The organism is Microbacterium sorbitolivorans, from assembly GCF_003327285.1.
GTDB classification, from domain to species: Bacteria; Actinomycetota; Actinomycetes; order Actinomycetales; family Microbacteriaceae; genus Microbacterium; species Microbacterium sorbitolivorans.
On sequence record NZ_KZ848473.1, the window covers coordinates 197766 to 211448 of the forward strand.

General features: G+C 67.5%; 11 protein-coding genes. 10 read left to right on the top strand and 1 reads right to left on the bottom strand.

Annotated elements, in window-relative coordinates:
• The first annotated feature begins 24 nt into the window (after positions 1 to 24).
• From dnaE to DTO57_RS00965, 5 genes are all read left to right on the top strand, one after another.
• Positions 25 to 3537 carry a DNA polymerase III subunit alpha gene (gene dnaE, locus DTO57_RS00945; RefSeq protein WP_114116360.1) on the top strand — a complete coding sequence of 1171 codons (3513 nt, stop codon included), beginning with the start codon at positions 25 to 27 and terminating at the stop codon, positions 3535 to 3537.
• Positions 3538 to 3610: 73 nt separating this feature from the next.
• The gene (locus DTO57_RS00950; RefSeq protein ID WP_114116361.1) at positions 3611 to 4861 is read left to right on the top strand and encodes a hypothetical protein; all 1251 of its coding nucleotides are present in this window, start codon (positions 3611 to 3613) and stop codon (positions 4859 to 4861) included.
• Positions 4862 to 4996: 135 nt separating this feature from the next.
• Entirely contained in the window at positions 4997 to 6298 is a 1302-nt protein-coding gene (gene hisD / locus DTO57_RS00955) for a histidinol dehydrogenase (protein ID WP_114116362.1), read from the top strand.
• A 34-nt stretch (positions 6299 to 6332) separates the two neighbouring features.
• On the top strand, positions 6333 to 6794 hold the full coding sequence (gene nrdR, locus DTO57_RS00960; protein WP_114116363.1) for a transcriptional regulator NrdR: 462 nt from the start codon (positions 6333 to 6335) through the stop codon (positions 6792 to 6794).
• A gap of 7 nt (positions 6795 to 6801) precedes the next feature.
• A complete protein-coding gene (locus DTO57_RS00965; RefSeq protein WP_114117233.1) occupies positions 6802 to 7818 on the top strand; it encodes a quinone-dependent dihydroorotate dehydrogenase in 1017 nt (338 codons plus the stop codon).
• 171 nt (positions 7819 to 7989) lie between these two features.
• On the opposite strand, the gene DTO57_RS00970 is transcribed toward DTO57_RS00965, so the two are convergent.
• Positions 7990 to 8553, bottom strand: a complete 564-nt coding sequence (locus tag DTO57_RS00970; RefSeq protein ID WP_114116364.1) for a DUF3043 domain-containing protein — start codon at positions 8551 to 8553, stop codon at positions 7990 to 7992.
• 48 nt (positions 8554 to 8601) lie between these two features.
• On the opposite strand from DTO57_RS00970, the gene DTO57_RS00975 reads away from it, so the two are divergent.
• From DTO57_RS00975 to ctaF, 5 genes are all read left to right on the top strand, one after another.
• A complete protein-coding gene (locus DTO57_RS00975; RefSeq protein WP_114116365.1) occupies positions 8602 to 10026 on the top strand; it encodes a dipeptidase in 1425 nt (474 codons plus the stop codon).
• Between the two features lie 58 nt (positions 10027 to 10084).
• On the top strand, positions 10085 to 10450 hold the full coding sequence (gene erpA / locus DTO57_RS00980; protein ID WP_114116366.1) for an iron-sulfur cluster insertion protein ErpA: 366 nt from the start codon (positions 10085 to 10087) through the stop codon (positions 10448 to 10450).
• 159 nt (positions 10451 to 10609) lie between these two features.
• Complete coding sequence (gene ctaC, locus DTO57_RS00985; RefSeq protein ID WP_114116367.1) at positions 10610 to 11521, top strand: aa3-type cytochrome oxidase subunit II; 912 nt, start codon at positions 10610 to 10612, stop codon at positions 11519 to 11521.
• A 2-nt stretch (positions 11522 to 11523) separates the two neighbouring features.
• Complete coding sequence (gene ctaD / locus DTO57_RS00990; protein WP_114116368.1) at positions 11524 to 13242, top strand: aa3-type cytochrome oxidase subunit I; 1719 nt, start codon at positions 11524 to 11526, stop codon at positions 13240 to 13242.
• Entirely contained in the window at positions 13243 to 13668 is a 426-nt protein-coding gene (ctaF, locus tag DTO57_RS00995) for an aa3-type cytochrome oxidase subunit IV (RefSeq protein ID WP_114116369.1), read from the top strand.
• Positions 13669 to 13683 lie beyond the last annotated feature (15 nt).

The following is a 13683-nucleotide window of genomic DNA, read 5'->3' on the forward strand; positions in this document are numbered from 1 at the left end:
AGGGGTCCAAATTAGACTGGACCCATGGCATCCGACTCCTTCGTGCATCTTCACGTCCATTCCGAGTACTCGATGCTCGACGGGGCCGCGAAGCTCACCGAAATGACGAAGGCCGCCGCCGAGATGGGCATGCCGGCGATCGCGGTGACCGACCACGGCAACAACTACGCGTCGTTCGAGTTCTATAAGGCGGCGAAGGCCGCGGGAATCAAGCCGATCATCGGGCTCGAGGCCTATCTCACGCCGGGAACCCACCGCAGCGACAAGACGCGAGTGGCGTGGGGTACGTCCGAGCAGAAGCGCGACGACGTCTCCGGATCCGGTGCCTACACGCACGCGACGATGTGGGCCGAGACGACGCAGGGCATGCACAACCTGTTCCGGCTGAGCTCGCTCGCGAGCACCGAGGGCTACTACTTCAAGCCGCGCATGGACCGCGAGCTGTTGCAGACCTACGCGAAGGGCATCATCGCGACGACGGGCTGCCCGTCGGGCGAGATCCAGACCCGCCTGCGCCTCGGCCAGTACGAGGCCGCGCGCGAGGCCGCCGCCGAATTCCAGGACATCTTCGGTCGCGACAACTACTTCTGCGAGCTCATGGATCATGGGCTCGACATCGAGCGCCGCGTTCGCGAAGACCTGCTGAAGATCGCGAAGGACCTCGGGATCCCGTTCGTCGCGACGAACGACTCGCACTACACGCACCAGCACGACGCGAGCGCGCACGAGGCGCTGCTCTGCGTGCAGTCGGGCTCGACGCTCGACGACCCGAATCGCTTCAAGTTCGACGGCGACGGCTACTACATCAAGACGGCCGCCGAGATGCGCCAGATGTTCCGCGACGTCGAGGGCGCCTGCGACAACACGCTGCTCATCGCCGAACGTTGCAACGTCGAGTTCGACATGGCGGCCAACTACATGCCGCGCTTCCCGGTTCCCGAGGGCGAGACCGAGGAGAGTTGGTTCATCAAGGAGGTCGAGAAGGGCCTCCACTACCGCTACCCGAACGGCATCTCGCAGGAGGTGCGCGACCGCGCCGAGTACGAGATCGGCATCATCACGCAGATGAAGTTCCCCGGCTACTTCCTCGTCGTCGCCGACTTCATCAACTGGTCGAAGAACAACGGCATCCGCGTCGGTCCGGGCCGTGGCTCCGGTGCGGGCTCGATGGTCGCCTACGCGATGCGCATCACCGACCTCGACCCGCTGCCGCACGGCCTCATCTTCGAGCGCTTCCTCAACCCCGACCGCGTCTCGATGCCCGACTTCGACGTCGACTTTGACGACCGTCGCCGCGGCGAGGTCATTGAATACGTGACCGAGAAGTACGGCGACGCCCGCGTCGCGCAGATCGTGACCTACGGCACGATCAAGTCGAAGCAGGCACTGAAGGACGCGGGCCGCGTCCTCGGCTTCCCGTTCAGCATGGGCGAGAAGCTCACGAAGGCAATGCCGCCGGCCGTGATGGGCAAGGACATGCCGCTCGGCGGCATGTTCGACCCGGATCACGCGCGCTACAAGGAGGCGAGCGAGTTCCGCGCGACGATCGAGTCGGATCCGGAGGCCCGCACGGTCTTCGACCGCGCGGTCGGCCTCGAGGGTCTGAAGCGCCAGTGGGGCGTCCACGCCGCCGGCGTGATCATGTCGAGCGACCCGCTGATCGACATCATCCCGATCATGAAGCGCGAGCAGGACGGCCAGATCGTCACGCAGTTCGACTACCCGGCGTGTGAGTCACTCGGCCTCATCAAGATGGACTTCCTGGGGCTTCGCAACCTCACGATCATCTCGGACGCACTCGACAACATCCGCACCAACCGCGGGGTCGAGCTCGACCTCGAACAGCTGACGCTCGACGACCGCAAGGCATACGAGCTCCTCGCCCGAGGCGACACCCTGGGCGTGTTCCAGCTCGATGGCGGCCCCATGCGTGCGCTCCTGCGCCTCATGAAGCCCGACAACTTCGAAGACATCTCGGCCGTTATCGCGCTGTACCGCCCGGGCCCCATGGGCGCCAACTCGCACACGAACTATGCGCTGCGTAAGAACGGCGAGCAGCCGATCACGCCGATCCACCCCGAGCTCGAAGAGCCGCTGAAGGACATCCTCGACACCAGCTACGGCCTCATCATCTACCAGGAGCAGGTGATGGCGATCGCGCAGCGCGTCGCGGGCTTCTCGCTCGGTCAGGCAGACATTCTGCGCCGCGCGATGGGTAAGAAGAAGAAGTCCGAGCTCGATAAGCAGTACGAGGGCTTCCACCAGGGCATGGTCGACCGCGGCTACGGCGAGGGAGCCGTCAAGGCGCTGTGGGACATCCTGCTGCCCTTCTCGGACTACGCCTTCAACAAGGCCCACTCGGCCGCGTACGGCGTGGTGTCGTACTGGACGGCCTACCTCAAGGCGCACTACCCGGCCGAGTACATGGCGGCCCTGCTCACGAGCGTCGGCGACTCGCGCGACAAGCTTGCGCTGTACCTCAACGAGTGCCGCCGCATGGGCATCAAGGTGCTCCCGCCCGACGTGAGCGAGTCGATCGAGTACTTCGCCGCCGTCGGCGAAGACATCCGTTTCGGCCTCGGCGCGATCCGCAACGTCGGCCACAACGTCGTCGAGGGCATCATCGCGGCGCGCGAGGAAGGCCCCTACAAGGGCTTCCACGACTTCCTCGACCGCGTGCCCGCGCACGTGACGAATAAGCGCACGGTCGAGTCGCTCGCGAAGGCCGGCGCCTTCGACACGATGGGCAACACGCGCCGCGCGCTCGTCGAGATCCACGAGAGCGCCGTCGAGCAGGCCGTCGCCGACAAGCGCAAGGCGGCCAACGGCGAGGTCGGCTTCGACTTCGACTCGCTCTTCGGCGACGACGAGCAGGTCTCGAAGGTCCCGGAGCGCCCGGAATGGACGAAGAAAGACAAGCTGGCATTCGAGCGCGACATGCTCGGCCTGTACGTCTCCGACCACCCGCTCGCGGGGCTCGAGGTGCCGCTCGCGAAGCACCGCACCGTCACGATCAACGACCTCATCAACGCCGAAGACCTCGAGGACGGCCTGCAGGTCACGATCGCGGGCCTCGTCACAACCGCCCAGCACCGCGTGGCGAAGTCGAGCGGAAACCCGTACGGCATGATCACGATCGAAGACTTCGAGGCCGAGGTCACCGTCATGTTCATGGGCAAGACGTACCAGGAGTTCCAGCCGGTCCTCGTGCAGGACTCGATCCTCGTCGTGCGCGGCCGGGTGTCGAAGCGCGACGACGGCCTGAACATCCACGCGCAGGGTGCGTTCGCGCCCGACATCGCCGACTTCGACGAGTCGGGCCCGCTGACGCTTCTCCTGCCGGAGCAGCGCGCGACCGAGCGCACCGTCGGCGACCTCGCCGACGTGCTGCGCCGTCACAAGGGCGACACCGAGGTGCGCCTCAAGATGCACCGCGGCCGCCAGGCGAAGGTATTCGAGGTTCCGCTTCCGGTGCGGGTGTCAGCCGAGCTCTTCGGAGACCTGAAGGCGCTTCTCGGCCCGCAGTGTCTCGGGTGATGCGAGGCGTCACCCGGCGCGCATAAGATCAACACTGTGCGGGTGTCCGCACAACAGGGAGAGGAACGCACCAGTGACCGACCAGAACGCCCCCTATCCCGGACCGGACGCGCAGAACGCGCCCCGTTTCGTCGCGCAGGCGTCCGCCGAATCGACGACAACGGTTACGCCGCAGCACGGTATCGGTCCCTACACCCTCCGCGAGTGGATCGTGTTGGGCGCGGCCGCGCTCCTCCTGATCTTGTCGTTCTTCTCGCGCGCGCAGGGCTCGACGTTCATCGGCTACGCGCCCGTGTGGACCCTCGGTATCGCCTGGGTTCCCGCCGTCGTGCTGCCGCTGCTGTCGGCCGCGCTCATCGCGCTCCGCCGCACCAACAACGTGACGAACTTCGGCTCGCTGAGCGTCGACCAGCTCGCGTCGGTGTCGTTCGTCGGCGCCGCGATCACGTGGCTGCACGTGGCCGTGACCCTCGGCTCGATCGCGAGCTGGGTGACCTGGGTCGCCCTCATCGTCTCGCTCGGCGGCGTCTTCTTCACCGTCTTCGCGCGCTTCGTAGCCCCCTTCTCGGAGGACTTCACCGGTCGCGAGGCCGTCGTCGCCCACGTCGCGGCGCGCCCCGTGCGCCCCGTGATCGAGGCCCCGCGCCCCGTCGCCCCGGCCGCGGCACCCGCCGGCGCCGCCGCGTACGGCGCGGCGCAGCCAAACCCGTACGCGGCGCCCACCGGCCAGCAGGCCGACCCGTTCCAGGCGCCCGCGGCGCAGGATCCGTTCCAGGCCCCGGCCGCGAACGACCCGTTCCAGGCGAACTCCGGCGAGACCGCCGGTTACGACCGCTTCGCCGCCCCGGCGGCGGCCGAGGCGACCGCCGCTCCCGAGGAGGCTGCCGCTCCCGAGGCGACCGCCGAGGCCGCCGCCGCCTCGACCGACGACAGCGCTGGCACCGAGGCCTACCCGGCGACGCAGGTCGTCGACGCGATCGACGCCGAGCAGCTCGCGGAGGCCGAGGGCGCCGCGCCGATCGAGGGCGCCTCGTCGACCGAGAACGCCCCTTCGACGGAGAACTCCGCCGCGCCCGCCGAGGAGTCGGTCGTCGCCCCGGAGGCCGCCACTCCGGAGGCCACGCCCGCCGCGAGCCAGCAGCCCTTCTGGGCGCTCGTTCCGGAGGAGCGCGACGTGCACGACTTCGAGGGCCACGCGATCTACAAGATCGGCCCGACGGCCTGGGCCCTCGTGCTCGAAGACCGCGGCACCTACTTCGTCATGCGTCACGATGACGGCCGCGTCGGCTACCTCCACAACGTGCAGGGCGTGACGCGCAGCTAATCGGGCACCGGATAACTCCGCCCCGCTCGGCCCGCGCCGCGTGGGGCGGAGTTTTTTGCGCCCCGACGCCGCGGGTTCCGTACCTCCCGCCGGGCGGGCCGTGGCCTCGAACCCCGTATCCTTGAGGGCATGAGTATGCGCACGATCGATCTTCGCGGCCAGAGCCTGACCGCTGCCGAGCTGCTCGCGGCTGTGCCGCGCGCCACGGAGGCCCGCGCGGCCGCCCTTGAGGCCGCCGCAGAGATCGTTCACGCCGTCGCCCACGAGGGCGAGGCGGCGCTCCGCGACCAGGCCGAGCGCTTCGACCGCGTGACGGGCCACGAGATCCGCGTGCCGCAGTCGCACATCGACGAGGCGGTCGCCTCGCTCGCCCCCGAGGTCCGCACAGCCCTCGACGAGGCGATCGCGCGCGTGCGCGAGGGATCCGCAGCCCAGGTGCCGGATCCGCGGGTCACCGACCTCGCGCCCGGCGCGCGGGTCTCGCAGCGCTGGCAACCCGTCGGCCGCGCGGGCGTCTACGTGCCCGGCGGCAAGGCGGTCTACCCGTCGAGCGTGATCATGAACGTCGTTCCGGCGCAGGTCGCGGGCGTTAAGCGCATCGCGCTCTGCTCGCCGCCGCAGGCGGGCTTCGACGGCCGCGTGCACCCGACCATCCTCGCCGTCGCGGGCCTGCTGGGCGTCACCGAGGTCTACGCCATCGGCGGCGCCGGCGCCATCGGCGCGCTCGCGCACGGCGTCGCGAGCCTCGGGCTCGACCCCGTCGATGTCGTGACGGGCCCCGGCAACAACTTCGTCGCCTCGGCCAAGCGCGTCGTCGCGGGCCTCGTCGGCACCGATTCCGAGGCCGGCGCGACCGAGATCCTCATCGCCGCCGACGACACCGCCGACGCGCGCCTCGTCGCCTACGACCTCATCAGCCAGGCCGAGCACGACGAGCAGGCCTCGGCCGTTCTCGTCACGACCTCCGCGGGCCTCGCCGAGCGCGTCGCCGCCGAGGTCGCCGAGCTCGCGCCGAAGACGCGCCACGCCGGGCGCGTCGCGGTCGCGCTCGCGGGGGAGCAGTCGGCGATCGTGCTGGTCGACGACGCCGCCGCGATGGCTGACTTCAGCAACGCATACGGCCCCGAGCACCTCGAGCTGCACGTCGCCGACGCGCGCGAGGCCGCGGACGACTACACCAACGCCGGCGCGCTGTTCGTCGGATCCGCGACGCCCGTGAGCCTCGGCGACTACATGGCGGGAAGCAACCACGTGCTGCCGACCGGCGGCCAGTCGCGCTACGCGTCGGGCCTCGGCGCGTACACGTTCCTGCGCCCGCAGCAGGTGATCGAGTACGACCGCGACGCCCTCGCCGTCGTCGCCGACCGCATCGTCGCCCTCGCCGAGTCGGAGTCGCTTCCGGCCCACGGCGAGGCAGTCACGGCTCGTTTCAAGTAAACGGGGCGGGGCCACCGATTAGGCTGACGACGTTATGCACTGCCCGTTTTGTCGCAATCCTGACTCGCGCGTTATCGATTCCCGCACCTCCGACGATGGCCTGTCCATCCGTCGCCGTCGGCAGTGCCCGAAGTGCAATGGCCGCTTCTCGACCGTCGAGACCGCGAGTCTCAGCGTCGTGAAGCGCTCCGGCGCCGTCGAACCGTTCTCGCGCGACAAGGTCATCGTCGGCGCACGCAAGGCCTGCCAGGGTCGGCCCGTGACCGACGGCGACCTCGCCATCCTCGCCCAGAAGGTCGAGGAGGCGCTCCGCCAGACGGGCCAGAGCACCTTCGAGGCGAACGAGATCGGCCTCGCGATCCTGGATCCGCTGCGCAACCTCGACGAGGTCGCGTACCTGCGGTTCGCGAGCGTGTATCGCGCGTTCGAATCGCTCGAGGATTTCGAGGCGGCCATCGCCGACCTGCGCGCCGACCGACACCCGAATGAGGACTGATCACGTGATCTACGACCTGCTGTTCCGCAACGTGCTGAAGCGCATGGAGCCGGAGTTCGCGCACCACGCGGCGATGCTCGTGATCCGCGCCGCCGGATCCGCGCCGATCGCGCCGGTCGTCCGCGCGCTCACGAAGCCGGATCCGTCGCTCGAGGTGCGCACCCTCGGCCTCACCTTTCCGTCGCCCTTCGGCGTCGCGGCCGGCTTCGACAAGAATGCCGTGGGCGTGCGTGGGCTCGAGGCGCTCGGCTTCGGCCACGTCGAGATCGGCACCGTCACGGCGATCCCGCAGCCGGGTAACCCGAAGCCCCGCCTGTTCCGCCTCGTCGCCGACCGCGGCCTCGTGAACCGCATGGGCTTCAACAACCGTGGCGCGCGCGCCGCGGCGAAGCGCATCGCGAAGCTGCGCCGCGGGGGAGCGGTCGTCGGCGCGAACATCGGCAAGAGCCGCGTCGTCGAGGTCGACAACGCGATCCCTGACTACGTGACGAGCGCGCGCGCCCTCGCGCCGCTCGCCGACTACCTGGCCGTCAACGTCTCGTCGCCGAACACGCCGGGCCTCCGCGGCCTGCAGGCCGTCGAGACGCTGCGCCCGCTGCTCGAGGCGGTCCGCGAGGCCGCCGGATCCACCCCGCTGCTCGTGAAGATCGCCCCCGACCTTCCCGACGACGAGGTTACCGCGATCTCGCAGATGGCGGTCGAGATCGGGCTCGACGGCCTGATCGCGACGAACACGACGATCTCCCGCGAGGGCCTGTCGACCGATGCCGCCGCCGTCGAGGCGATGGGCGCGGGCGGCGTCTCGGGCCCTCCCGTGAAGGCCCGTTCGCTCGAGGTGCTGAACCTCGTGCGCGCCGCGGTCCCGGATCCGCAGTTCTGCGTGATCTCGGTCGGTGGTGTCGAGACGGCCGGCGACGTGCGCGAGCGCCTCGACGCCGGCGCGACCCTCGTGCAGGGCTACACGGGCTTCATCTACCGCGGCCCGCTGTGGGCGCGCGAGATCAACCGCGGCCTCCGCAAGTAGCAGACACGAAAAAGGCCGCTCCCGTAGAGCGGCTTTTTCGGCACCTACGCGAAGCACGCGACCTACACGGCTATCGAAAAGGCCGCTCCCTCGGGAGCGGCCTTTTTCGACGTCGCGCGAAGCGCGCCAACGGCACGGCTCTGAAAACGCCGCTCCTTTGGAGCGGTGTTTTCAGAGCTCGGGGTACTGCCCGCGCTTGACCTGAGCCTTCGGCATGCGCATGAAGCGCATCTGCACGGAGCGCATGGCGGCGTACCAGCCGAGGCCCTTTTCGCGTCCGGAGCCCCACTTGGCGGCCGCCTTCTTCTTGACGCGGTTGGAGAGCAGGATCATGTCGATGATCGCGAAGATGATGTAGACCCAGAGGGCCGCGAAGGCCCACATCTGGGCGAACGCCATGGGCAGCATGCTCGCGACGAGCACGACGATCATCATCGGCATGAGGAATTCGGCGAGGTGCCAGCCGGCGTCGGTCCAGTCGCGGGCGAAGCGGCGCTGCGGCCCCTTGTCGCGCGGGCCGAGGAAGCGCTCCTCGCCGTTCTGCATGCCGACACGGGCGCGCTCGCGACGGGCGTTGAGTTCGGCGCGCGCCTCCTTCTTCGCCTCCTTCGTCGTGGCGACGAGGGGGCGGATGCGCTTCGCCTCCTGCTCGGCGCGCGTCGGCGTCGGGCGGCCCTTGCCGATCTTCGGAGCGTCGCTGCTCTGCTCGTCGGCGGGGGAGGAGTTCTTGGCCATCGGTTACCTCTGATAGGGAAATGAGGGGATCCACCTAAGATTACCCGCATGACTTCTACGGCACCTGACGAGCGCCTCTCCGAACCAGACAAGAACCTCCTCGAGGCCGTCGCGGGCGGGTTCCCCGCCGCGATCGACGACCTCGGATCCCTCGTGAAGATTCCCGGTATCGCCTGGCCCGCGTTTGACCAGACGCAACTCGAGCGCAGCGCGGATCGCGTCGCCGAGCTCGCCCGCGCAACCGGCCTCTTCGACGACGTGCGTATCGAGCGCGCGCCGGTCGCCGACGGCGACGGATCCGAGCTCGGCCAGCCCGCGGTGCTCGGCCTTCGCCGCGCGAAGCCCGGCTATCCGACCGTGATGCTCTACGCGCACCACGATGTCCAGCCTCCCGGATCCGACGAACTGTGGGAGACGCCCCCGTTCGAGCCGACCGTCAAGGACGGCCGCATCTACGCGCGCGGCGCCGCCGACGACAAGGCCGGCATCATGACGCACATCGCATCGCTGCGCGCGCTCGCCGAGACGGTCGGATCCGACGAACTCGGCATCGGCATCGTGCTCTTCGTCGAGGGGGAGGAAGAGTACGGCTCGCGCTCCTTCGTGCCGTTCCTCGAGGCGCACCTCGACGAGATGCGTTCCGACGTTATCGTCGTCGCCGACTCGAGCAACCTCGACGAGAACACGCCGGCGGTGACGGTGTCGCTGCGCGGCAACGCGAAGTTCCACCTGACCGTGACGACGCTCGACCACGCGTCGCACTCCGGCATGTTCGGCGGCGCGGTTCCCGACGCGACGATGGCGGCGATCAAGCTGCTCGCGACGCTGTGGGACGAGAACGGATCCGTCGCTGTTGAGGGGCTCTCGTCGTACGAGGGCGCGACCCCGGAATACACGGAGGAGACGCTCCGCGACGAGACGGGCCTCCTCGACGGCGTCAGCCCCGCGGGCGACGGCGACATCCTCGGCCGCATCTGGAACAAGCCCACCGTGACCGTGACGGGCGCCGACCTCACGTCGGTCGAGGCCGCGAGCAACACGCTCTCGCCGTCGTCGACGTTCGTGCTCAGCTGCCGCGTCGCGCCGGGGCAGTCGTCGCAGGCCGCGTACGACGCCCTCGAGGCGCACCTCCGCGCGCACGCGCCGTTCGGCGCGCGCCTCGAGTTCACCGACATCGACCTCGGCGACAGCGTTCTCGTTGACACCAACGGCTGGGCCATCACCGAGCTGCGCGGCGCCCTCGCCGACGGCTACGGCGTGCCCGCTGTCGATTACGGCGTCGGCGGATCCATCCCGTTCATCTCCGACCTCGTCGAGAAGTTCGAGGGCGCGCAGGTGCTCGTGACGGGCGTCGAGGATCCGCACTCGCGCGCCCATAGCCCGAACGAATCGCTGCACATCGATACGTTCCGCCACGCGATCCGGTCGGAAGCGCTGCTTCTCGCGCGCATCAACCGCGCCGATCACAGCTAGGGCACGTAGAATCGAAACACGCCGCCGCGAGCGGAAACTTTCCTGAGAGGAGATCAGCATGACGGATACGACGCTGACTGCACCGGAGACCGACCGCGCCCACGGCGTGAGCCTCACCGACGCGGCCGCCGCGAAGGTGAAGAGCCTGCTCGAGCAGGAGGGTCGCGACGACCTGCGCCTGCGCGTGGCTGTTCAGCCCGGCGGTTGCTCGGGTCTCATCTACCAGCTCTACTTCGACGAGCGCTACCTCGATGGCGACGAGACCGTCGACTTCGACGGCGTTGAGGTCATCATCGACAACATGTCCGTGCCCTACCTCGACGGCGCTTCGATCGATTTCAAGGACACAATCTCGGAGCAGGGCTTCACGATCGACAACCCCAACGCGTCCGGTAGCTGCGCCTGCGGCGACAGCTTCCACTGATCAGACGCCAAAATGCCCCGGGTGCTTCTCGCACCCGGGGCATTTTTGCCTTGGACGCGTACTTCTCTCTCCTGCCGACCCGCTGAGAGCCTGGCATGAACTGCGTGAGCGCTTGCCATAGGATGGAGGAAGCCACATCCATGTTCGAAAGGTGAATTCGTGCCGTCGAAACGCCGAATCCGCTGGGCCGCGGTCCCCGTGATCGCCGCGGCTGCTGCTGCCCTCGCTGGTTGCACCCCCACGGAGCTTCACGGGTATATGCCTGGCTTTGACGAGTCCGGAACCCCCGCCACGAACCACACAGAGCAGATCGCATCGCTCTGGACCGGTTCGTGGGTCATCCTGCTGATTGTCGGCGTGATCACCTGGGGCCTCATGCTCTGGGCCATGGTCGTGTACCGCCGTCGCAAGGGCCAGACCGGTCTGCCCGTTCAGCTGCGCTACAACATGCCGATCGAGATCTTCTTCACTTCGGTGCCGATGATCCTCGTGATCGGCCTGTTCGCGTTCAGCTCGCGCGTGCAGAACGACATCGAGAAGCCCTGGGCCGATGACGAGGTCGACGTTCACGTCACGGCCATCGCCAAGCAGTGGGCCTGGGACTTCCAGTACAACGACGCCACGACCGACGGCGAGACCGTCTACTCGATGGGTGTCCAGGCCAAGGCTGCCGCCGACGGCACGCTTGACCGCGACGAGCTTCCGACGCTCGTCCTGCCGGTCGACCAGAAGGTCACGATCGACCTCACGTCGCGCGATGTCATCCACTCGTTCTGGATCGTTGACTTCCTGTACAAGAAGGACATGTACATCGGTCACGACAACTCGTGGTCGTTCATCCCGACGCGCGAGGGCCACTACGAGGGCAAGTGCGCCGAGCTGTGTGGCGAATACCACTCGATGATGCTCTTCAACGTCGAGGTCGTGAGCCAGAGCGAGTACGACGCGTACATCGCCGGTCTCGAGGCTGACGGCAACGTCGGCGACGTCAACGAGGAATACAACCGTCTCCAGAACCTCACGGGCACCGACGGTGTCGTGAAGGAATCTGAGACCGAGGAAGGAAACTGAGCATGGCCGGTACTGCTGGCTCCGCGCCGCTTCCTCCGCGCCAGGCCGCTCTTCTGAGCGGATCCCGCACGGAGCAGAAGGGTAACGTGATCGTTCGGTGGATCACCTCCACCGACCACAAGACGATCGGGTACATGTACCTGATCTCGTCGGTTCTGTTCTTCCTCATCGGTGGCGTGATGGCGCTGCTCATCCGCGCGGAGCTCTTCGCGCCGGGCATGCAGATCATCCCCACGCACGAGCAGTACAACCAGCTGTTCACGATGCACGGCACCGTGATGCTGCTGATGTTCGCGACGCCGCTCTTCGCGGGCTTCGCGAACGTGATGCTGCCGCTGCAGATCGGCGCCCCCGACGTGGCCTTCCCGCGTCTGAACGCCTTCGCGATGTGGCTCTTCCTCTTCGGTTCGATCATCGCCCTCGCCGGCTTCCTCACCCCGCAGGGTGCGGCGTCGTTCGGTTGGTTCGCATACCAGCCGCTCGCTAACGCCTCGTTCTCGCCGGGTGTCGGTGGAAACCTCTGGATGGTCGGCCTCGGTATCAGCGGTTTCGGTACCATCTTCGGCGCGGTGAACTTCATCACGACCATCATCACGATGCGCGCCCCGGGTATGACGATGTGGCGTCTGCCGATCTTCTCGTGGAACACGCTCATCACGAGCCTCCTCATCCTGATCGCGTTCCCCGTCCTCGCCGCCGCGATGCTGGCTGCCGCGAGCGACCGCATCTTCGGTTCGCACGTGTACGACCCCGCCAACGGCGGCGTCCTGCTGTGGCAGCACCTCTTCTGGTTCTTCGGCCACCCCGAGGTGTACATCATCGCGCTGCCGTTCTTTGGCATCGTGTCGGAGATCTTTCCGGTCTTCAGCCGTAAGCCGATCTTCGGGTACAAGACCCTCGTCTACGCGACCATCGCGATCGCCGCGCTGTCGGTTTCGGTGTGGGCTCACCACATGTACGCAACCGGCGCCGTCCTGCTGCCGTTCTTCTCGCTGATGACGATGCTCATCGCCGTTCCGACGGGTGTGAAGATCTTTAACTGGATCGGAACGATGTGGCGTGGCTCGCTCACGTTCGAGACGCCGATGCTGTTCTCGCTCGGCTTCATCGTGTCGTTCGTCTTCGGTGGTCTCACCGGTGTCATCCTCTCGGTGCCGCCGTTCGACTTCCACGTGACCGACTCGTACTTCGTCGTCGCGCACTTCCACTACGTGGTGTTCGGTACCGTCGTGTTCGCGATGTTCGCCGGCTTCTACTTCTGGTGGCCGAAGTTCACAGGCAAGATGCTCAACGAGCGTCTCGGCTACGTGCACTTCTGGATGCTGTTCATCGGCTTCCACATGACCTTCCTCATCCAGCACTGGCTGGGTGTCGACGGCATGGTTCGCCGCTACGCCGACTACTCGCCGGCCGACGGTTACACCTGGGGTAACGAGGTGTCGACCATCGGTTCGATGATCCTTGCCGCCTCGATGATCCCCTTCTTCCTCAACGTGTGGGTCACCGCGCGCAAGGGCAAGAAGGTCACGGTCAACGACCCCTGGGGCTACGGTGGCTCGCTCGAGTGGGCGACCAGCTGCCCGCCGCCGCGCCACAACTTCACGTCGATCCCGCGCATCCGTTCGGAGCGTCCGGCGTTCGACCTGAACCACCCCGAGTCGCTCGACGACTACGATCCGAGCCGCGCTCCCGAGCGTGTTCTCGAGGGAGAGGCGAAGTAAATGAAGTCTCAGATTGGTATCTGGTGGTTGCTCACGGGCTTCTTCCTGATCGTCTCGGTGGCCTACACGGTCTGGAGCATCGTTGACCCGAACCACGGTCGCGTGGAGTGGATCGGTACGATTACCCTGCTGTTCGCCGCGTTCATGTGTGCGCTCATCGGCTTCTTCATCTCGCTGGCTCACAAGGGCCAGAAGGGTGTCGACCTGCTCGAGGACCGCCTCGACGGTGAGATCGACGACGCCGACCCCGAGATCGGACACTTCGCCCCCTGGTCGTGGTGGCCCATCGTTCTCGCGGCGGCTCCCGCGGTTGGCGTGCTCTCGCTCGCTACCGCCCACTTCCTGATCCCCGTCGCCATCGGCCTGCTGGTCGTCGGTCTGGTCGGTTGGGTCTACGAGTTCTACCGCGGTAACTTCGCCCGCTAAGCCTCGTTCCTGTCA